This is a genomic window from Pantoea sp. GM01, assembly GCF_000282675.1.
In the GTDB taxonomy this organism is placed as follows: Bacteria; Pseudomonadota; Gammaproteobacteria; order Enterobacterales; family Enterobacteriaceae; genus Pantoea; species Pantoea nemavictus.
The window spans coordinates 23405-44103 of record NZ_AKIU01000059.1 but is presented as its reverse complement, the minus strand read 5'-3'; the positions used below and the strand labels follow the sequence as shown (position 1 = coordinate 44103).

General features: G+C 54.6%; 22 protein-coding genes and 1 tRNA gene. 14 read left to right on the top strand and 9 right to left on the bottom strand.

The window, feature by feature from the left end; all coding sequences use genetic code 11:
- Positions 1-7 precede the first annotated feature (7 nt).
- Positions 8-1348 (top strand): LLM class flavin-dependent oxidoreductase, encoded by a 1341-nt coding sequence (locus PMI17_RS17560; RefSeq protein ID WP_007891012.1) that lies wholly within the window; start codon positions 8-10, stop codon positions 1346-1348.
- 64 nt (positions 1349-1412) lie between these two features.
- Here PMI17_RS17560 and PMI17_RS17555 read toward each other — a convergent pair whose 3' ends face one another.
- Together PMI17_RS17555 and PMI17_RS17550 are read right to left on the bottom strand one after the other, a co-directional pair.
- A complete protein-coding gene (locus PMI17_RS17555; RefSeq protein ID WP_085982496.1) occupies positions 1413-2198 on the bottom strand; it encodes a phosphate/phosphite/phosphonate ABC transporter substrate-binding protein in 786 nt (261 codons plus the stop codon).
- Positions 2095-3162, bottom strand: coding sequence for a fatty acid desaturase (locus PMI17_RS17550; RefSeq protein WP_007891010.1), 1068 nt, complete (start codon positions 3160-3162; stop codon positions 2095-2097). Before PMI17_RS17550 ends, PMI17_RS17555 begins: the two co-directional genes overlap by 104 nt.
- A 205-nt stretch (positions 3163-3367) precedes the next feature.
- Here PMI17_RS17550 and PMI17_RS17545 point away from each other — a divergent pair, with 205 nt between their 5' ends.
- From PMI17_RS17545 to PMI17_RS17535, 3 genes are all read left to right on the top strand, one after another.
- Positions 3368-4390: an LLM class flavin-dependent oxidoreductase gene (locus tag PMI17_RS17545; RefSeq protein ID WP_007891009.1), complete on the top strand. Its 1023-nt coding sequence runs from the start codon at positions 3368-3370 to the stop codon at positions 4388-4390.
- Between the two features lie 179 nt (positions 4391-4569).
- Positions 4570-4758: a type II toxin-antitoxin system HicA family toxin gene (locus PMI17_RS17540; protein WP_007891008.1), complete on the top strand. Its 189-nt coding sequence runs from the start codon at positions 4570-4572 to the stop codon at positions 4756-4758.
- Between the two features lie 17 nt (positions 4759-4775).
- Positions 4776-5186, top strand: coding sequence for a type II toxin-antitoxin system HicB family antitoxin (locus tag PMI17_RS17535; RefSeq protein WP_007891007.1), 411 nt, complete (start codon positions 4776-4778; stop codon positions 5184-5186).
- A 60-nt stretch (positions 5187-5246) separates the two neighbouring features.
- Here the strand turns inward: PMI17_RS17535 and PMI17_RS17530 are convergent, their stop codons facing one another.
- The 3 genes from PMI17_RS17530 to PMI17_RS17520 form a co-directional block, all read right to left on the bottom strand.
- A complete protein-coding gene (locus PMI17_RS17530; protein WP_007891006.1) occupies positions 5247-6074 on the bottom strand; it encodes a glycosyltransferase family 8 protein in 828 nt (275 codons plus the stop codon).
- Between the two features lie 18 nt (positions 6075-6092).
- Positions 6093-7475, bottom strand: a complete 1383-nt coding sequence (locus tag PMI17_RS17525; RefSeq protein WP_007891004.1) for a D-arabinono-1,4-lactone oxidase — start codon at positions 7473-7475, stop codon at positions 6093-6095.
- A 74-nt stretch (positions 7476-7549) separates the two neighbouring features.
- Positions 7550-8191, bottom strand: coding sequence for a TetR family transcriptional regulator (locus PMI17_RS17520; protein ID WP_036621675.1), 642 nt, complete (start codon positions 8189-8191; stop codon positions 7550-7552).
- A 213-nt stretch (positions 8192-8404) separates the two neighbouring features.
- On the opposite strand from PMI17_RS17520, the gene PMI17_RS17515 reads away from it, so the two are divergent.
- The 7 genes from PMI17_RS17515 (at position 8405) to PMI17_RS17485 (ending at position 14521) form a co-directional block, all read left to right on the top strand.
- Positions 8405-9232: a MetQ/NlpA family ABC transporter substrate-binding protein gene (locus PMI17_RS17515; RefSeq protein WP_007891001.1), complete on the top strand. Its 828-nt coding sequence runs from the start codon at positions 8405-8407 to the stop codon at positions 9230-9232.
- A gap of 11 nt (positions 9233-9243) precedes the next feature.
- On the top strand, positions 9244-10374 hold the full coding sequence (locus tag PMI17_RS17510; RefSeq protein WP_007890998.1) for a methionine ABC transporter ATP-binding protein: 1131 nt from the start codon (positions 9244-9246) through the stop codon (positions 10372-10374).
- A complete protein-coding gene (locus PMI17_RS17505) occupies positions 10355-11014 on the top strand; it encodes a methionine ABC transporter permease (protein WP_007890997.1) in 660 nt (219 codons plus the stop codon). Before PMI17_RS17510 ends, PMI17_RS17505 begins: the two co-directional genes overlap by 20 nt.
- A 132-nt stretch (positions 11015-11146) precedes the next feature.
- Positions 11147-12346 (top strand): M20 family metallopeptidase, encoded by a 1200-nt coding sequence (locus PMI17_RS17500; protein ID WP_007890996.1) that lies wholly within the window; start codon positions 11147-11149, stop codon positions 12344-12346.
- A gap of 11 nt (positions 12347-12357) precedes the next feature.
- Positions 12358-13662: an NtaA/DmoA family FMN-dependent monooxygenase gene (locus tag PMI17_RS17495; protein ID WP_007890995.1), complete on the top strand. Its 1305-nt coding sequence runs from the start codon at positions 12358-12360 to the stop codon at positions 13660-13662.
- 197 nt (positions 13663-13859) lie between these two features.
- A complete protein-coding gene (locus PMI17_RS17490; protein WP_007890993.1) occupies positions 13860-14204 on the top strand; it encodes a type II toxin-antitoxin system RelE/ParE family toxin in 345 nt (114 codons plus the stop codon).
- A gap of 14 nt (positions 14205-14218) precedes the next feature.
- A complete protein-coding gene (locus PMI17_RS17485; RefSeq protein ID WP_007890992.1) occupies positions 14219-14521 on the top strand; it encodes a helix-turn-helix domain-containing protein in 303 nt (100 codons plus the stop codon).
- 103 nt (positions 14522-14624) lie between these two features.
- Here PMI17_RS17485 and PMI17_RS17480 read toward each other — a convergent pair whose 3' ends face one another.
- From PMI17_RS17480 to PMI17_RS17465, 4 genes are all read right to left on the bottom strand, one after another.
- Positions 14625-15647, bottom strand: a complete 1023-nt coding sequence (locus PMI17_RS17480; RefSeq protein ID WP_007890991.1) for a type II toxin-antitoxin system HipA family toxin — start codon at positions 15645-15647, stop codon at positions 14625-14627.
- Positions 15647-15955, bottom strand: coding sequence for a HipA N-terminal domain-containing protein (locus PMI17_RS17475; protein ID WP_007890990.1), 309 nt, complete (start codon positions 15953-15955; stop codon positions 15647-15649). The genes PMI17_RS17480 and PMI17_RS17475 overlap by 1 nt, the downstream gene beginning before the upstream one ends.
- Entirely contained in the window at positions 15940-16284 is a 345-nt protein-coding gene (locus PMI17_RS17470) for a helix-turn-helix transcriptional regulator (protein WP_007890989.1), read from the bottom strand. The genes PMI17_RS17475 and PMI17_RS17470 overlap by 16 nt, the downstream gene beginning before the upstream one ends.
- A gap of 243 nt (positions 16285-16527) precedes the next feature.
- Positions 16528-16603, bottom strand: a tRNA-Asn gene (locus PMI17_RS17465).
- A 507-nt stretch (positions 16604-17110) separates the two neighbouring features.
- On the opposite strand from PMI17_RS17465, the gene PMI17_RS17460 reads away from it, so the two are divergent.
- The 3 genes from PMI17_RS17460 to PMI17_RS17450 are packed head-to-tail and all read left to right on the top strand — an operon-like array spanning position 17111 to position 20598.
- On the top strand, positions 17111-18034 hold the full coding sequence (locus PMI17_RS17460; RefSeq protein WP_007890988.1) for a sugar ABC transporter substrate-binding protein: 924 nt from the start codon (positions 17111-17113) through the stop codon (positions 18032-18034).
- Positions 18035-18067: 33 nt separating this feature from the next.
- Positions 18068-19552: a sugar ABC transporter ATP-binding protein gene (locus tag PMI17_RS17455; RefSeq protein ID WP_007890987.1), complete on the top strand. Its 1485-nt coding sequence runs from the start codon at positions 18068-18070 to the stop codon at positions 19550-19552.
- A gap of 14 nt (positions 19553-19566) precedes the next feature.
- Complete coding sequence (locus PMI17_RS17450) at positions 19567-20598, top strand: ABC transporter permease (RefSeq protein WP_007890986.1); 1032 nt, start codon at positions 19567-19569, stop codon at positions 20596-20598.
- Positions 20599-20699 lie beyond the last annotated feature (101 nt).

Genomic DNA, 20699 nt, shown 5'->3' with positions numbered 1-20699 from the left:
GAGCAGAATGAGTCAAACACAACGCCAGCTGCGACTGGGCGCGATTATTCAGGGCGTCTCCGGCAACATGTCGGCATGGCGTCATCCCGATGCGGTGGCGGATGCCAGCATCAACGTTGATTACGTGCTGGATCTGGCGCGTAAAGCGGAGCAGGCAAAGATCGATTTCCTGTTCGTCGCCGACGGCTTGTACATTACGCCGCAGTCGATTCCGCACTTCCTCAATCGCTTCGAACCCATCACTTTGCTGTCGGCGCTGTCGCTGGTGACGAAAAACATCGGTCTGGTCGCCACGCTCTCCACCTCCTACAGCGAGCCGTTCACCGTGGCGCGCCAGTTCGCCAGCCTTGACCACCTGAGCGGCGGTCGCGTCGGCTGGAACGTGGTGACCTCGCCACTGGAAGGTTCGGCGAAAAACTTCTCACGCAGCACCCATCCGGAGCACGACGAGCGCTATCGCGTGGCCAGCGAATATTTGCAGGTGGTCAAAGGATTGTGGGATTCGTGGGAGGGCGATGCGTTTGTGCGAGATAAGCACAGCGGCGAATTCTTCGCCGCCGACAAGCTGCATACGCTGAACCATAAAGGCCACTACTTCTCGGTGCAGGGACCGCTGAACGTCGGGCGTTCGCCGCAGGGACGTCCGATTGTGTTCCAGGCGGGCGCGTCTGAAGCGGGCAAAGCTTTCGCCGCCGAAGCCGCCGATGCCATCTACACGCGCCAGGAAACGCTGGAGCAGGCGCGTGAGCTCCGCGAAGACGTGCGCCGTCGTCTGGTGGCGCGCGGCCGCGATGCGGATGATATTCGTGTGTTTCAGGGCATCAGCGTGATTATCGGTGAAACGGAACAGGATGCCGAACGCCGCTATCAGCAAACTGCCGAGCTGGTGACCATCGATAAAGCGCTGGAGTATCTTGGCCGCTACTTTGAGCATCACGATTTCAGTCAGTATGCGCTGGATGAACCCTTCCCGGATATTGGCGAATTGGGCGCGAACAGCTTCCGCAGCACCACCGATAAGATTAAACAGAATGCGTATGCTCGCGGCTTAACGCTGCGCCAGACGGCGCTGGAGGAGGCCACGCCGCGCCCGAGTTTCCTTGGTACGGCAGAGCAGGTGGCGGACGGGCTGGCAGACTGGTTCCTGGCCGGCGCCACCGACGGCTTCATCGTGCGCGGCGGCACGCCAACGGCGTTTGATGATTTTGTGGCGCAGGTGATTCCACTGCTGCAGGCGCGCGGTATCTATCGCAATGAGTATGAAGGCGAGACGCTGCGGGAAAATCTCGGGCTGGCCGAGCCAGAAAACCAGTTCACGGTGCAGCGCGGAAGTCAGCAGGTGGCGTGATGTTTACCCGGTCGCCATAAATGGCGACCCTACAGTAGGGTGCGCATTCATGCGCACCTGGACATTACAACGTCGTTACGCCGTGCACCTCGGCGTAATCTTTCCACGCTTTAACTTCAGCATAAAACGCCCGATCGGTGACGCTAAACCCGCCAATCAAACTCTCATCCAGCAGATCCTGATAACGCCGATCGCTGGTCAGTTCTTTCAGCGCGCTGCGCAGTTTCACCAGCGTTGCCGCATCGGTTTTGGCGGAGGTAATCAGCGGCAGCGCGGCGCACAGCGGTGTTTCGCCGATAATCTCCAGTCCCGCCAGCTCCTCCGGGAAATTGCGGCGCAGCAGCGCCCAGGTGATGCAGTCGATGGCGGCGATATCCGCCTGGCCGCTACGCAGCGCCGCCAGCGATTGCCGATGGCTGCCGCTAAAGTGGGTTGCGCTAAAGAATCTGCCAGCGTGCGCCAGCGGCGCAATCACGTAGCGCAGCGCATTAAAGCCGGAGTGAGAATCGTTGCTGTTGCACACCGCGCGCTGTCCGCGAAAATCACTCAGCATCAGCTGCTCGTCTTCGCGGCGCGCGACCAGCCAGCTGCGATAGCGCAGTCCGTCGCAGCCTTGCGCGCTTGACTGAAAGGTACCAACCAGCTGCACATCCGGCAGCAGTTCGACCAGCGGATAGCCGCAGGTTTGGCTCAGCAACACATTGTCATCACGCCAGTGCGGCAGTAAATCCATCGGCCACGCGACCTCAGCCGGCACGTCGCGTTGCTGCAGCAGCGTCGTTAGCGCTGCGGTCAGGCCGACGGTAGCCTGATGATTGATGTCGTACATCGGTAACGAAATGATGGGCATCCTGTGCATCCTTTTGCGTGCCCGGATGGGCATTAACCTCGACCGATTTGCGCCAGAAGCGCGTCAACCATTCGCCATAACCGGCGACGCGAAAACCGTGATTACGGACATGGTAGCCATCGCGATACAGCAAATAGACTTTGCGCAGGCCATACCACGGCAAACCGGGCAGATCGTGATGTACAGAATGATAGTTGAGATTGAGGAACAGCAGGCGCCACGGCAGCGCGGCTTCGTTATTCACCGAACGTGCCAGCGGTTCTTCTTCTGCGCGATGTTCGTAGAATGAGCGCACTTTGGTCAGCATCAGCGCCGGATAACTTACCGCCAGCACCAACCACAGCGGCGAGAAGCCCTGCTGCGTCATCCAGTAAAACAGTCCGCTCAGCAGTGTGAGATGGCTGATCCACATCGCCATGGCAGGTTTATCACGTTGACTAAAGGCGTTTACGCAGGTTTTGATGGTCGCGGCCATGTCCAGCAGCGGACCCAGCAGCAAACGCCCGGGAAAGGTATTGCGCAGATGAATTACCTGCTGCTGCCACGGCTTGAGCTGCGCCCAGCGTTCCGGCGTAAGGTAATAGGTTTCAGGATCTTCGTCGGGATCGGTCAGGGTGTGATTACGATGATGCGCCAGATGCGAATCACGATACAGACCATAGGGATACCACACCGCCAGCGGCAGCGTGCCGAACAACTGGTTGAGGCGGGGAAAGCGCGTTGGATGGCCGTGAATTAGCTCGTGCTGCAGTGACATGTACCAGGTAGTGAAAAGGATCAGCAGCAGCGTGCTGGCGGTTAATCCCAACGTTTGCCAGTAGATGACGCTGGCAAACCAGCCGCTATAGATCACCACCATTAATAGCCATGTCGGCAGTTCGCTGCGCCACAGCCAGTTGCGCGCCAGTTGATGTATCACCTCGCGCTGTTGCGTATTGAGATAAGCCGCTGTCCCTTTACTCATAACCCTACTGAACCTGCTAAAGCGGGAATATGCCGCCAAAGATGATTGATAACGGTGACCATCACAAAGAATCTCTTTTTCTTACTTATGCAAAAAAGTTGATGAAGCGCGCGAAATCTATTGGCTATCAGTCATCTTGGGTCTGGCGTAACCTTGCTGCATTGAAAACGTTCGGGCCTGCGTGGCTCACGAGGAGAATTTCAGCATGAAAAATATTGGCTTTTTATCCTTTGGTCACTGGACGCCGTCATCGCAGTCCGCCACCCGCTCGGCGCAGGACGTGCTGCTGCAATCGATTGATTTAGCGGTCGCTGCCGAAGAGTTGGGTGCCGATGGCGCCTATTTCCGCGTGCATCACTTTGCCCGGCAGCTTAGCTCGCCGTTCCCGCTGCTGGCGGCGGTGGGTGCGCGTACTAAAAAGATCGAAATTGGTACCGGCGTTATCGATATGCGTTACGAAAATCCGCTGTATATGGCAGAGGATGCAGGCGCGGCGGATCTGATCTCCAACGGTCGTCTGCAGCTTGGTCTGAGCCGGGGTTCACCGGAGCAGGTGATTGAAGGTTATCGTTACTTTGGTTTTGATCCACAGAACGGTGAAAGCGATGCCGATATGGGGCGTCGTCACACCGAAGAGCTGCTGGAAGTGCTACGCGGCGAAGGTTTTGCCAAACCTAATCCACAGCCGATGTTCCCGAATCCGCCGGGCTTGCTGCGTCTTGAGCCCTTCTCGGCCGGTTTGCGTGAGCGTATCTGGTGGGGATCCGGTTCCAACGCGACATCGATTTGGGCGGCACAGCAGGGCATGAACCTGCAAAGCTCTACCCTGAAAGATGATGAAACCGGCGAGCCGTTCCATGTGCAGCAGGCGAAACAGATTCGAGCCTATCGCGCAGCCTGGGAAGCCGCGGGACATCAACGCACGCCGCGTGTCTCAGTGAGCCGCAGTATCTTTGCGCTGACCAACGACACCGACCGCGCCTACTTTGGCCGCAGCGGACAGGATCAGGATTCGGTTGGTTTCCTCGATGAGAAAACCCGCGCCATCTTTGGCCGCAGCTACGCCGCCGAGCCCGATAAGCTGATCCAACAGCTGGCGCAGGATGAAGGCATTGCCGAAGCCGATACGCTGCTGTTGACCATCCCGAATCAGCTCGGCGTGGATTACTGTGCGCACGTGATTGAAAGCATCCTCACCCACGTCGCGCCCGAGTTAGGCTGGCGTTAAGTCTCCAGGTGCGCAGCAGTGCGCACCTGATCTGAAACTGCGCTGTGTTGCGTAGGGTTGCCATTCATGGCAACCCGATGACGTAAAGTGCCACTATTTATAACCCCAATAACTCTTAACTTGTGTTAAAGAGTTATTGGGGTTATTTTTATGCTTTCAGGACGCAGTAAGGCAAGCGCATGGACAGCAGATCATTAATGGCCGAGATTAAGGCCGATGGTTGGGAACTGATACGCGTCAACGGTAGCCATCACCATTTTGTTCATCCGGTTAAAAAGGGACTGGTGACGATACCGCATCCGAAAAAGGATTTGCCTATCAAGACGGTGAAAAGTATCAGGAAACAAGCCGGCCTGACTGTCCATTAAATTGAAAGAGGTTACGTATGTTTTATCCGATTGCGATTGAAGCTGGCGATCAAACGACTGCATTTGGCGTTACCGTACCGGATTTACCCGGCTGTTTTTCTGCGGGTGAAACGTTAGAAGAGGCAGTGAAAAATGCCAAAGAGGCGATTATCGGTCATTTGGAGTTGCTGGTGGAATTAGGCCAGGATATTCCGGCAGTTTCCGATCTTAAATCACTGATGAAAGATGCGGAGTATGCCGGTTATGTTTGGGTGCTGATTGATGTGGACGTCACGCGGATTCTTGGTGGGTCTGAGAAAATCAACGTTACCTTACCGAAGTTGCTAATTGATCGTATTGACCGTTGCGTGGCAACGCATCCGGAATTCAAAACCCGTTCCGGTTTTCTGGCGCAGGTGGCGCTGGAACGTATTGCGAAAACTCGCTGAAGGTAAACGGCATCGGGTCGCCATTCATAGCGACCCGATGTGCGTCCTACACCAGCAGAATTATTCCGCTGCTAACTCCCACCACAGCTTATCCAGCGCGTAGTAACGGTCGCGCTCAGCTTCGGGTTGATTCAAATCGCGCTTCCACGGTTTGGCCAGAATGAAGTGCAGATTCTTCACATCTTCTTCGCGCCACATCGCGCTGTGCTGGAACGGCAGGGTTTTCAGCGCATTGTAGATGTAAGGCAGCGGCAGCCAGCGATTCTCGAACACTTCATTGAGCAAATCCTGCTCGGAGAAGGGATAACGGCGCAGATCGCTAATCTCCGCCACTTTCTCTTGTAACCACTTAAACACCGACAAATCAGGCTTCAGCACCAGGAAGCCGCCGTTGAGATAGCGATCGAGCGTGGACGGGGCCGGTTCGCCGCGATCCTGCCACGTATAGTGACAATTCTCCGGCTGCCAGCTGGCCGGATAACTGGCGATTTTATTCGGATTGCAGCGACAGGCGTGACAGGCCGCCAGCGCATGCTTGCCGAGATCGAGCGTGAACAGCTCGTCCATATTGCGCAGCACCAGCATATCGGCATCCAGAAACACCACGCGCTCGCAGTCGACCAGCTCCCACGCGCGCAGCTTGCTCCACACTTCGCCAAATTGCGCCGAAGCGTAATGCTGCTCTAGCTCGGCATTGGGCATCAGCGGTTCAACCGGATGGATCACGCAGCCAAGCGCCTGCAACGCTTCGCGCGTTTCCAGATCGATAGCGTCTGTCACCATCACAATCAGCGGCCAGCGTGTTTCGCTGCGTTTCAGCGAACGATGCAGCGCTTTCACACCAATAAAATAGTCAGGCTGCGTTAACAGCGTTACCCATGCAAACATGGTTTCTCCCCTTCAAACTTAATCAAACAAAGCAGTGACATAGTCATTGCTAAAACGGCGTTGTGGATCGAGCTGGTTACGCACTTCACGGAAAGCGTCCCATTGCGGATAGATATCGCGCCACTGGTAGCGCTGGGGATCGTAATATTTGCCCCAGTGCGGGCGTCCACCTTCGGCCGCCAGCAGCTTCTCCACTTCGGTAAGAAAGTGCAGGCCATCTTCCGACAGCGAGCCATCATCGGCGTAATAGACCACAAAGCCAAAGAAGCAGGTGGCGTGCTGGTAAGCCGGGCTAAGCCAGGCTTCAGACGCGCCGGTACAGCGCAGGATAATCGGGTAGTGCATATGCGGATGGTTCTCGGCATACCACGCTTTAATCTTGCTGATAATCTGCGGCGTTTTCTCCAGCGGCACGCCGATCTCCACGTTGATTTGCGGCACGGCAATGCCACGGCAAAACAGCTGATAGATATCGCCGCTGATGTCGGTAAAGTCGCGGAAGCGCGTCACGGTGCGGAATTGTTTGCCGCCTTTGCCGTGAATCTGCGTGTCACGATGCATCTGTGCCAGCGTCTGGTCGATGGTGTCGTTCAGGCTGCTGTCGGTATCGTCGCCGTGCTCAATCACCTCGCGCTGATTGGCATACCAGGCTTGCGTCTCTTCATCGCTGGCCTGCTGTGCATTCCACACATGCATCAGATTGTCATCAACAAACCACCAGGCTTTGCTCATCTCATATTGCTGATTCCACGCGACCAGATCCTGCTCCAGCGTATCGGCAGGAACAGCGAACTTGTGGCAGGTAAACAGGCGGAAAGGGCGCGTACGCAGCGTAACGGCGGTCACGATGCCCAGCGTGCCAAGTGAAACCTGTGCCGCCGCGAAATCAGGCTCGCCGCGTACAAATTCACGCACGCTGCCGTCAGCCAGCACCATACGGATGCGCAACGCTTCATCGGCCAGCGAGCTTTGGCCTAAACCCTGGCCGTGGGTGCCGGTCGCCATTGCGCCCGCCAGCGTTTGCACCGCAATCACACCAGGCGAGGACGCCAGCATGCGATCCATATCGGTCAGCGCGCTATAGACCTGCTCCAGCGGGGTGCCGGCAGCAAAGGTCACGCTATCCGCATCTTGCGCCATCACGCCGTTAAAAGCGCTGAGATCCAGCAACAGATCCTGCTCATCCACGCCCAGCATACGACCGGGTGATAGACGACTGCCCAGCACGCGCACGTTGCCATTGGCGCTACGCAGCAGTTGTTGTAACTCCGCTTCGTTTTGCGGCTGCTGTAACTGACTGCGCTGACCAACCACCGTGTTCTGCGCCCAGTTCCACAGAGCGCTGTCCTGGTCGGTGTTGTGCGTATGGCGTAAGGGATAAAGGTGGGGGTCTTTGTTCACTACGGCGTTCCTTAGTCTGAGGTCTGTGACGGTCCCAAGCTTTTAAGCGTAGACCATCACAGCGAGGCCGCAGACTACGGGGCTTTGCGCACATATCGCAAGGTGGCGGTGACCGCTAACTGCCGATTACGGCGGATGCTGTCCTCCTCGCTATCGTTTGGCGTGAATAGCGTATGAAAGGTGTAGCGATTGGAAACGTGATGCACACAAATGCTGCTGAGCAGGCGGTGCACATCGACGGTATCCAGCTCCTGAATAAACAGCCCCTGCTGCTGACCGCGCGTCAGGATGTCGTCGAGCACATCAAGCGCACTCTTATTCAGCGTTTTAATGCGTTCCGATTGCATGATGTAGCGGCCGCGCAGCAGGTTTTCGGTACACACCAGCCGCATAAAATCTGGATGCGAAACGTGATAATCAAAGCTGGCCTCCACCAGTTTTGTCATCGCCAGCTCCGGCTCCATCGCCGCCAGATTCAGGCCGGTTTCATGCTGACGAATCGCCTGATACACCTGCTCCAGTACCTCGATATAGAGCTGCTCTTTATTGCCGAAGTGATACACCACCATGCGTTTGGTGGTTTGGGCGTGCTCAGCGATCTGCTCCAGCCGCGCGCCCTGCATGCCGAACTCGGCAAACATTTTCAGCGCACCGGCGAGGATGCGTCTCTTGAGCCCTTCAGGGTCATTTTTTCGTTTGGTTATGGTGTCCGACATAGCGCTCAGTAACAGGTCAATCAAAAGGGGAAGGATAACACAGCCATTTTCGCGCTTGTGGCGATGCGAGCGGCGTGATGCCTTTATGCATTTCAGGAATAGCATTCCCGAATAAATCATAATGCAGGAATAAGCAACTGCGTATACTGCGGTCATCTGTCGTTACGACAGCTTATTTTGACTCGCGCAATTATAACGATTGGGAAACATTTTATGCACACACGTTTGGCCTCGGTAAAAAATAAATTCCTGTTAACCGCCGGCGCTTTGCTGCTGGCGAGTGCGGCGCTGTCGCCATTGTCCATCGCGCATGCGGCGGATAAAACCTCAATCAAAGTCGGCATTATGAGCGGCGAAGATGAAGATGTCTGGCGCGAAGTCATCAAGCAGGCAGCCAGCAAAGGCCTGACGGTGAAAACGGTCATCTTCAACGACTACAACCAGCCGAACGAAGCGCTACAAAACGGTGAGGTGGACGCCAACGCCTTCCAGCATCAGCCGTTCCTGAATAACCAAATCAAAGTGAATCACTACGATATCGTACGCGTGGGCGATACCGCCGTCTGGCCGATTGGTCTCTACTCGAAGAAAGTAAAAACGGCCGCCGAGCTGAAAGAGGGCGCGGTCATTGGCGTGCCAAACGATCCCTCCAACGAAGCGCGCGGCCTGGTGCTGCTGGAGCAGCAGGGGCTGATCAAACTGAAACCGGGCGTGGGCATCGCGGCGACCACCGCTGATATCACCGCTAACCCCCATCACCTGCAAATCAAAGAGCTGGATTCCGGCATCATTGGCCGCTCTGTTCCCGATCTGGATGCTGCGGTGGTGAACACCGACTGGGCGCTGAAAAGTGGCCTGACCGCCGCAGACCGCATTGCCCAGGAGCCGGTAAAAGATAACCCGTACAACAACTTCATTGCGGTGAAGAAAGAGAATGTCAGCGCGCCATGGGTGAAAACGCTGGTCTCTTCTTATCAGAACGATGCTGTGAAGACCGTGTTTGACAAGGTCTACAAAGGCACCGGTGAGACAGCCTGGTAAGGAACAGAAAGATGACGCTATTCTCAGCAGCCGAAACGCCCTTTAACGCTTTAACGCGCGGCGTGGCCGACAGTACGCATGACGAGGCGCAGGTGACGTTTCGCAACAGCACCAGCGTGGTGCGCCTGCAAGGTGTGTCGCGGCGCTTCGGACAGACGCAGGCGCTACGCGATATTTCGTTAACGGTGCAGAAAGGCGAAATTCTTGGCCTGATTGGGCGCAGCGGGGCGGGGAAATCCACGCTAATCCGCTGTCTTAACGGGCTGGAGCAACCTGATGAAGGCGTCATCGAAATCGAAGGCCGGAACATCACCGGCCTGTCAGAAAAGCAGTTACAAACGGTACGCAGCCGCGTCGGCATGGTGTTCCAGCACTTCAATCTGCTGTCGGCGAAAACCGTGGCGCAGAACGTGGCGCTGCCGCTGAAAATCGCTGGCATGGATAAAGCGCAACGCCAGCAGCGCGTAGCGGAATTGCTGGAATTGGTGGGATTAGCGGACAAAGCGCAAAGCTATCCGGCGGCGTTATCCGGCGGTCAGAAACAGCGTGTCGGCATTGCGCGCGCGCTGGCGGCCAGTCCGGCGCTGCTGCTGTGTGATGAAGCCACTTCCGCGCTCGATCCGGAAACTACGCGCTCAATTCTGGCGCTGCTCAAATCCCTTAATCAAAAACTTGGCATCACTATTCTGCTGATTACCCACGAGATGGAGGTGATCAAATCTGTCGCGCATCGCGTGGCGGTGATTGATGCCGGGCAAATTATCGAACAAGGTCCGGTGTGGCAGGTGTTTGCTCATCCACAATCGGCGCTGACGCGCACGCTGCTGCGCGGCTTGTTGCCGCAGCTGCCGGAAAACCTTGCCGCGCGCGTGAGCGATCAACCGCAGGGTGAAGCCATCTACAGCGTGCACTTTGCCGGCGACGATGCGCAGGGCGATCTGCTGACGCGTTTTGCCGCGGCGCTGCCGGGCAAATTCCGCCTGCTGCAAGGCGGTGTCGATCACATCCAGCACTACGCGGTGGTGCGTTTCTTTATCGCGCTCCCGGTGGCGAATGCCGCCGATGAGCAACAGATTCTCAGCTGGCTGCAGGCGCAGCAGGCACAAGTGGAGTTGGTAGGTTATGTCGCCAGTCATGATTGATTTACTGCTCAATGCGCTGGGCGAAACGGTATTGATGACCGCCATTTCCGGCCTGTTTTCGCTGCTGGCGGGCTTGCCGCTCGGCCTGATTCTGGTGATGACCAGCCCCGGCGGCATTGCAGAACACCGGGCGATCAATCGCGTGCTTGGCCTGGTCATCAACAGCTTCCGCTCGCTGCCGTTCATTATTTTGCTGGTGGCGCTGATTCCCTTTACCCGCTTCCTGGTAGGGACGTCGCTCGGCACCTGGGCGGCGATTGTGCCGTTGTCAATTACCGCAACACCGTACTTCGCACGCGTGGCGGAAGTTTCGCTGCGCGATGTCGATCGCGGCTTGATCGATGCGGTACGCGCCATGGGTGCCAGTAAACTGCGCATCGTCTGGGATGTGCTGATCCCCGAAGCGCTGCCCGGCATTCTTTCCGGCTTTGTGGTCACGCTGGTGGCGCTGATTGGTGCTTCAGCAATGGCCGGTGCGATTGGTGCGGGCGGGCTGGGCGATCTGGCGATCCGCTACGGTTATCAGCGTTTTGAAACCTCGGTGATGATCGCGGTTATCGCGGTGTTGATTGTGTTGGTATGCGGCATTCAATGGATCGGCGACCGCCTGGTGCAGCGCATTGATAAGCGACATGCGTAGCCAGGTGCGCATCAATGCGCACCCTATAACACCGCTATCTGCCGTCATTCCGCATCGCCCATTCCGCCATCGGCCCCGATTCACCGTAGGGTCGCCATTTAGGTACGACCGCATAGCAAAAGGAGAATGACTATGACGCTGAACGCCCTTCAGCTCACGCTTGAAAACAGCCTCGAACAGCACAGCGCCGCCTATCTCAAGGTCTCGCAGGCGATATTTCAAAACCCCGAAACCGGCAACAACGAGTATTTCGCCAGCGAACAGCTGACACAGCTGCTGACGGCGCAGGGCTTTGACGTCACCCGCAACGTCGCCGGACACGAAACCGCCTTCTATGCGGTGAAGAGCAGCAGCAAACCTGGCCCAACCATCGCTTTTCTGGCGGAATATGATGCGCTGATCGGTATCGGACACGCCTGCGGCCACAATCTGATCGGCACGATCAGCGTGGCGGCAGCAATTACACTTTCTCAAGTACTGGAAGAGACCGGTGGCCGCGTAGTGGTGCTGGGTACGCCAGCCGAAGAGGGCGGATTAGCCGGGCCGGGCGGCCCCAAAGGCAACGTGAAGAAACGCTTTGTCGAAGCCGGATTGCTGAAAGAGGTCGACGTGGCGCTGATGGTGCATCCCGCCGGTAAAACCCGCTTGACCGAGTCAACGCTGGCCAACAATCACCTCTATTTTCATTTTTACGGCAAGCCATCGCATGCCGCCAGCGCGCCGCATGAGGGCATTAACGCGCTGGATGCCTTGGTGCTGCTGTACAACGGCATCAGCGTGCTGCGCCAGCAACTGCCCGACGGCGTGCGCGTGCACGGCATTATTACCAACGGCGGTCAGGCCCCGAACGTGATCCCGGAATACGCTTCGGCGCATTACTACATCCGCGCCGACAGCCGTGACGTTGTCGAATCACTCGAACCGCGTCTGCGCGCTATCGCTGAAGGCGTGGCGCTAGCCACCGGCGCACGCGTCGAGATTGATCATCAAATTGGCCCGCGCGATTTCAAACTCAATCCAGCGCTGGATGCGCTGCTGCTGGATGAGTTTAGCGCCGCAGGCGAACAGGTTGATCTGTCGCCACAGAAGAACAAAGTGTCGACCGATGCCGGTGACATCAGCCATGCGGTGCCGACCGCGCATCCGTGGCTGAAAATCGGTCCAGACGATCTAATTTTCCACACCGTGCCGTTCCGTGAAGCAGCGAACTCAGAACGCGGCTATCAGGCGCTGCTGATTGGCGCGCGGGTACTGGCGCGTACCGGCTTACGTTTGCTGACCGATGCGGATGCATTAACCACCGTCAAAGCGGATTTCGCGCGCCAGCCATAAAGGAGAGTGTTGTGTCGCAAACCTATCGCAGAAAATTGAAAACGCTGGTCGGCGCCAGCAGTGTTATCTCCGCCGCCAATGATGCTCAGCCGGGCGTCGGCATGGCACGCGCCATCGAACTGGCGAAGATTGCAGAACGCGAAAAGATTACCGGGCTGTTCACCGCTGATTTACTGCAAGCCGATCCGGCGGGGTTAGCCGGCACCACCGGCACCCAGGATCCGCTGATTGCGCTGGCGGCGTTGAGCCAGGTGACCTCACACATCGGGTTGATTGCCACCGTCAGCACCAGCTGGCTGCATCCCTACAATCTGGCGCGTCAGGTCGGCACGCTGGATCACATCAGCGGTGGACGCGCGGGCTGGAACGCGGTGACGTCTTCGGTCGGCGAAGAGAACTTTGGTGAGAGCCAACTGCCGCCACCGCAGGAGCGCTACGCGCGCGCCACCGAATTTATCGAAGTCATGAACGCACTGTATGACGCCAACGAGCGCGCGGCGGTGCAGCGCACTGCCAGCGGCGGCATCCGTCTCGACCACCATAAGCTGCATCCGATCAACTATCGCGGCGACTATTTCCAGGTGGCGGGCACGCTCAACGTGCCACCACCACCGCAGCGCCGTCCGGTGCAGTTCCAGGCGGGCCAGTCTGAAGCGGGCGTAACGCTTGGCGCACGTTACGCCGAAGTGATTTACACCTCGCAGCCAACCTTTGAGGCCGCGCAGGCGTTTGTCGCCGATGTGCAGCAGCGCGCACGACGTTTTGGTCGCGAACACAATCCGCCGCTGATCATGAATTCGTTCCACGCCATCATTGGTGACAGCGACGCCGATGTGGCGCGTCGTTTACGCGATAAGCATGAGCGCATCAACTTTGAACAAGGCAGATTACGCGTGGCAGATATGCTGGGCGGAGAGGTCGATCTGCGCGATGCGCCGCTCGACCAACCGCTTGCGGCAGCATTGATTCCCGAGTTGTCACAGGTGCATCGCCGCCAGGGGCGCGCGGCCATCTTCCGTGGCTATGCGCTGGAAGGTTTGACGCTGCGCGAGCTGATCATTAAAGCCGAAGAGACCGGCCACTGGTTTGTCGCTGGCACGCCGGAAACGCTGGCGGATGCCATCGAAGAGCGCTATCGCGCCGGCGTGCTGGATGTGATTTCACTGCACGGCCTCGGGCAGCCGGACCAGCAGGATTTACTGCTTAACGGCCTGCTGCCGGAACTGCGTCGCCGCCAACTGATTGATACGGATTATGTGGGTAATGATTTCCGTAGCAGTCTGGAGCTGGCGGATTTACCACGCGGCATCGATTAATCAGCGCTGTTTATCGTGCGGTGCGCATTAATGCAATGCGCATCTTGCTATTGGTCGCCATAAACAGCGACCTTTCATTTTGGAATCTATCTCCACACTTCTCTTCTCCCCTAATGCATCTGTTGTCTAATCACGCCACACTTCGATTATCGCTTTACACCTATATAGTATTTAACCTATATTGATGAGAGGTAATTGTGTGGAAGATTGAAACAACCGACAGATTTGATCGCTGGCTGATGTCGCTTGATGATACTGACCGAGCTTGTGTGCTGGCAGGGCTTATCGTTTTGCGAGAGAAAGGTCCGGGTCTATGCAGACCTTACGCCGATACGATTAAAGGTTCTCGTTATAGCAACATGAAAGAACTGCGAGTACAGAGTAAAGGCGATCCTATTCGGGCATTTTTCGCCTTCGACCGTTGGCGAACAGGCATAGTGCTTTGTGCTGGCTGCAAAGTAGGCAATGAAAAGCGCTTTTATGCTGAGATGATTCCGTTGGCCGATCGAGAGTTTACCGAGTACTTAGATAACAAGAGATGAAAAGGAGAGAGGCGATGGGCAGAACGCTAGAACAGATCCTTGCAGATGAAAAGCCTGAAGTGGTTGCCGAAGCTAAGGCTGTGGCGGAAGAGACCTTACTCAACATTCATTTGGCGGAGCTGCGGGAGAAAGTGCAGAAAACCCAGGTGGAAATGGCACAGGTGCTTAATATCAAGCAACCCACCGTTGCTGGCATGGAAAAGCCGGGCCGCGACCTTAAGCTTTCAACGCTGAAGCGCTATATCGAAGCGGCGGGAGGGAAACTGCGTCTGGATATCGAATTGCCGGACGGTTCACATTACGAATTTGTGGTGTAACTACCTGTGATCTACCTTCTGAAATCCAGTCAGGTGAGCATTCAGCGCACCTGGATGGCGACTGTACGAATCGCAAGTTCCAGGGCGTCAGCGCGAGATCACGCTAAATCTCCGTTACCGCCAGTAAGGTTATCCGCCGCGCAACATATTTGAGAACAGCTTCTCGTTGCGCTTCAGGCATGTGACTTTCGGTGTAGGTATCAATAATCAGCTGATGATTACTGATAATTTCGTTTAGCCATTTTTGTGCCAACGCGGGATGAATATTCATACCCTGCGCGAGCACAATAAAGTCTACTCCCAGGTATTCTCCGTAAACCGAATTAATCCCCGGTGCACTCTCCACATCATTTTCTTCACGCTCTAAAAGAGGCAGTGCTAAATATTCTTTAAACGCCGCAGAGTAGGGGACAACGCTAATAAAGTCATAGACTGGGGCCAGGTAAGGTGCTCCCTTTTCAGGGAGGATGATCCCGATATTACGCAGATGAAAATCATTATTACCCAGCAGGTAGGCGTAGACGATGCGTAAAAAGATATCTCGCTTACTTTTTAAACCTCCGTTCACTGAACGGTTCAAAAACTTAGCGGCTTTCTCGTAGCTGGTGGTCTTCTTATTATCTATATTGCCATATTTATCGCCGAGGCCCATCGCACCATCCAACTGCTCCTGATGCAGTCTTGCTTTATCTTCACCCAACCGGTCATATCTTTTAATAACAAAAGCGAGTTCATCTGGCCGGCTGTCATCATGTTTAAATGGCATAAGCCCAAAGGGGGGAACGTCAAATTTTAGGCGCTGCATGATGCACATAGTTGCATGCTCATTTTCCGCCAGATGTGGATACTCTTCTGGTGAGGGCTTTAGGATATAGGTCCCGTCGTTGCTGACGACATTCAACTCGCCATTTTCCAGGCGGAGAGAGAGTTTGGGCTGATAGCCTGAAATACTCATCCCTTTCTGACGTTCTGGAAGTTCCTGAATAAACTGGCTACGTGTAAAAGGCAAACTGAGGGATACGTGTAAACTCCCCAATAAGTGCTTAATACCTTTTGTTGAGTAGCCCGTTGTTAACTCGGATCCTTTAAGCAGGTGTAAATTTATCAGACAGCGTTCCGGGTTCATTATTTCATCTCTTTGAGTACGACTGCACCGAGCAAATCGTCACCATTCTGCATCAGTAAACCGAAGAGATCTTTATCATCAATTTTTTGAATTTCAGCATATCTCTTCCGCAACCATCCCTCCGGGGCCAATCCTTTGAAAAAGGGGTGAAGTTCTTCACTGATATATGGCTCCGGTCTCACCGGCATACTGAGAGAGATCGCCCGCCCGATATAATTGGCTTGATAGCAGAAAGCAAACCCCATTTCCACTTCACTCAACGTACCTACAGGATGGTTGTATAACCACACACCTATTTTTCGAGCCATACTTTTATTCCTAGCTCTTTGAGCAGCGCATGAAGATTGGCAGCCTTAGCTGATGCTGGCTTAGCAATCAGTCGCTTAAATGTGGAGATGGAAACGCCAATTTGTATAGCCATTTCTTCATAAGTGATGTTTTGACGCTTAAGCTCTCCTGTCAGGAGTGCCGGCAATAATGGGAACTCGAGGGCATTGAGAATCGGCATGTCGTTAGAGTTCCGGACATTTTCAGCGACGACTAACGAATCAGTTTTCAACATCCACTCTTCTATCACTCTCTGTTTATCTGATGCAGAGAGTTTCTCAAGTAGCGATTTGATTTCATCAAGTTTCATTTTTGACACTTCCGCGCATTTTAACGCTGACAAAGAGCGATATGACTCGACTATAGTGAGTAAAGGTTCATTTTTGAACCTATTAGGTGATTTTTCGTCGTGTGGAGTCAAGAAAATGAAAAATTTTTATGAAAAGTATCATTTATGATACTTCGAAGGTGCGGAGCATTAACCGTAAAACACGTGTAAGGATGCAGGAAAACAAAAAGCCCGCTTAGTTTCCTAAGCGGGCTTCTCTAAATTTGGCTCCTCTGACTGGACTCGAACCAGTGACATACGGATTAACAGTCCGCCGTTCTACCGACTGAACTACAGAGGAATCGTGTGAACGAGGCGCATATTATCGATGCCGATCCCCATTGTCAAAGCCCGACTGCACACTTTTGGTTTAAGTGCGCGTAAAAGCAGCGGAATGCTGCTTTTCTGGCTTGAATGATCAGATTCTAAACTGCCAGCAAGATCTCACTTTAAACGCAATTCTGGTGAGATGTTAGATGCGTGTCAAAGTTTTGTTATTTGCCGATTTTAAAACAATCATTTCAGTGCTTTTATGATGAAAGTTTCAAATGTCAGTTAGATGAAATAAATGAACTGCTTATCATCACCTGCGAAACCACTTGCGGTAACTGAAACAGGATTTCGAAAATAAGTAGCTGATAAAGATTAAGTTGTAAGAAACGACGATAGCAAACCGATAGCGTTAGACCAGAAGCCTTACCTCTACAACCACAAAAAAAACGCCAGCGATGTTGAGTGAATGTAAAAGATATTTTTCATTCGTGGTATCAGCCAACCTGAGCTTGTTAACGAAAAAGAAGGGTTACCTATGAAATTCAAAAAAGCGTTAGTGACTTCCCTGTTAGCTTGCATGTTACCTGCCGCAGTGATGGCAAAAGACCTTCAGGTGGGCGTTTCTATGGCGCTGTTTGATGACAACTTCCTCACCATTCTGCGCACCGCAATGCAAAAAGAGATGACCAAAGATGGCATTAAAGGTCAGGTCGAAGATGCAAAGGGTGACGTTTCACAACAGCTGCAGCAGGTGCAGAACTTCATCGGTCAGGGCGTTGACGCCATCATCGTCAACCCGGTCGATACCAACGCGGTGAAACCACTGGTGGATGCGGCAGCGAAAGCCGGCGTGCCGCTGGTATTTGTGAACCGTAAACCGGCGGGTGAGCTGAAAGATAAAATGGCGTTTGTCGGTTCAGATTCTGAACTGGCAGGCCGTCTGCAGATGGAAGCGTTAGCCAAGAAGATGAACGGCAAAGGCAACGTGGCGATTCTGTTGGGCGATTTGGCCAATGAATCCACCCGCGAACGCACCAAAGGTGTTGAAGCGGTAGTGGCGAAATATCCGGACATCAAAGTGGTGCAGAAACAGACCGCGAAATTCACCCGTAACGATGCGGTTGACGTGGTGAGTAACTGGCTGACCGCCGGTGACGACATCCAGGCCATTGCCTCAAACAACGATGAAATGGCGATTGGTGCGCTGCAGGCGCTGGGTAAAAACCCGAATCGCATCCTGGTTGCGGGTGTCGATGGTACGCCCGATGCGCTGCAAATGATCAAGAACGACAAAATGGTCGCTAGCGTGTTCCAGGACGCTAAGGGCCAGGGTGAAGGTGCGGTGCAAACTGCGGTCAAACTGATTAACGGCGAGAAAGTGCAAAAAGTGGTCGATATCCCGTTCCAGCTGATCACCAAAGAAAACTACGAAAAATTCGCCAGCCAGAATCAGAAATAACCCGTTCCCGACTTAGCCGTACGGAGGTGATGTATGACCGCTTTTGCGCTTGAAGCCGAAGGCATCAGCAAGTTCTTCCCCGGAGTGAAGGCACTCGACAATGTCTCACTGCGTATTAAACCGGGGTCGGTACATGCCCTGATGGGTGAAAATGGCGCGGGCAAATCCACTTTAATGAAATGCCTTATCGGGATGTATCGTCCCGATAAGGGCACCATTCGCATTAAAGGGGAGCCAGTGCAGTTTCAGGACACCATGGATGCGTTACGTTCCGGCATCTCCATGATTCACCAGGAGCTCAATCTGGTGCCTCACATGACCGTGGCTGAAAACATTTGGCTCGGTCGCGAACCGATGAAGTACGGCTTTGTTGATCACGGCAAGCTGAATAAGCAGACGCAGGAGTTACTCAATAGACTGAATATCCGTCTGAAAGCCGATCGTATGGTCGGCGAGTTGAGTATCGCTTCACAGCAGATGGTGGAAATTGCGAAAGCGGTGTCGTGGAATTCGGACATCGTGATTATGGATGAACCGACGTCGGCCCTGACGGAAACCGAAGTGGCGCATCTGTTCACCATCATCCGCGACCTGCGTGAGCAGGGCAAAGCCATCATCTATATCAGCCATAAGATGGACGAGATTTTCGCTATTACCGATGAGATCAGTATCTTCCGCGACGGTGCGTGGGTCGGCAGCAATAACACCAGCGAGTATACCCGCCAATCGCTGATTACTCAGATGGTAGGACGCGAACTGACCCAGCTGTTCCCGAAATTCAACGGTGAAATTGGCGAAGATGTGCTGACGGTGCGCAACCTGACCTGCAAAGATCGCTTCACCGACATCAACTTCACGGTGCGCAAAGGCGAAATCCTCGGCGTGGCCGGACTGGTTGGCGCCGGACGCAGCGAAGTGATGGAAAGCCTGTTCGGCATGGAGAGTTTCGATAGCGGTGAAATTCTGATTGATGGTGTGCCGGTCAAGATCGATTCGCCGTCCACGGCGATTGAGAAGGGCATGGCGTTCCTGACGGAAGATCGTAAAAAGTCGGGGCTGTTCCTGGTGTTGTCGGTGATGGAGAACATGAGCATCGTCAACATGCCTGATTACACCCATAAAAGCGGTTTTGTCAGCCACATCAAAATGGCGCAGGACTGCATGGATCAGATTCGCAAGCTGAATATCAAAACCCCGACCATGGATCAGATCATCAATAACCTCAGCGGCGGTAACCAGCAGAAGGTGCTGATTGCCCGCTGGCTGCTGGCGCAACCGAAGATCCTGATTCTCGACGAGCCAACGCGCGGCATTGACGTTGGTGCAAAAGCAGAGATTTATCGCTTAATCAGTGAACTGGCAAACCGCGGCGTGGCCATCATCATGGTGTCGTCCGAACTGCCAGAAATTCTCGGCATGAGCGACCGCGTGATGGTTATGCACGGCGGACGTATAACCGGCATCCTCGATAAAGAAGAGGCCAATCAGGAATCCATTTTGTCGTTGGCATCCGAGTGAGGCGTGAGACACCTATGAGTAACGTAAAAATTACGGCCCCGCAGGCCGCAGAGCAGAGTTCTTTTTTTGGCAACCTGCGTCATAAGTTGCCAAAAGATACCGGGATTTTTGTTGTCATGTTGGGCATTGCCCTGATCTTTGAAATTGCCGGTTGGTACGTGCGTGACCAATCTTTCCTGATGAACACTAACCGCCTGGTGCTGATTATTCTGCAGGTGGCGATTATCGGTATTATTGCGGTCGGCGTGACGCAAGTCATTATCACCACCGGTATCGACCTGTCGTCTGGTTCGGTTATTGCCTTAACGGCCGTGGTCGCGGCCAGTCTGGCGCAAACCTCTGACAGCTTGTCGCCGATGTATCCATCGCTGGTTAACCTGCCGGCAGTGGTCCCGATTGTCGCCGGGATTGGCGTGGGGCTGTTGTGTGGCGTGATGAACGGCGTGCTGATTACCAAAACCGGTATTCCACCGTTTATCGCCACGCTCGGTATGATGGTGTCGGCGCGCGGTCTGGCGCAGTACTACACGCAGGGTAACCCAATTAGTTTCCTGTCAGATGGCTTCACCTCCATCGGCCAGGGCGGCATGCCGGTGATTATCTTCCTGGTCGTCGCGTTCCTGTTCCACATTGCGCTGAAACACACCCGCTACGGCAAATATGTCTACGCGATTGGCGGCAACATGACCTCCGCCAAAGTCTCGGGTATCAATGTTAATAAGTACCTGATCATCGTCTACACCATTGCGGGTGCACTCTCAGGCCTGGCCGGTGTCGTGCTGGCGGCACGTGTTAGTAGCGGCCAGTCAAGTATGGGAATGGCCTACGAGCTGGACGCCATCGCCGCAGCGGTTATCGGCGGCAGCAGCCTGATGGGCGGCGTCGGACGCATCACCGGTACGCTGATTGGTGCGGTGATTCTTGGCCTGATTAAGAGCGGCTTCACCTTTGTTGGGGTGGATGCTTATGTGCAGGACATTATTAAAGGCATCATCATCGTCGCCGCAGTGTCCATTGATATGCACCGCAACCGCAAAAAACGCTGATACGCTTCATACTTCGCGCTGTAGCGGCGTTGGCTGCGAAAATTCACCCCGGTCACATAGTGAACTATGCTCCCGGGGCTGAATTTTCTGGCCGCCTTGCT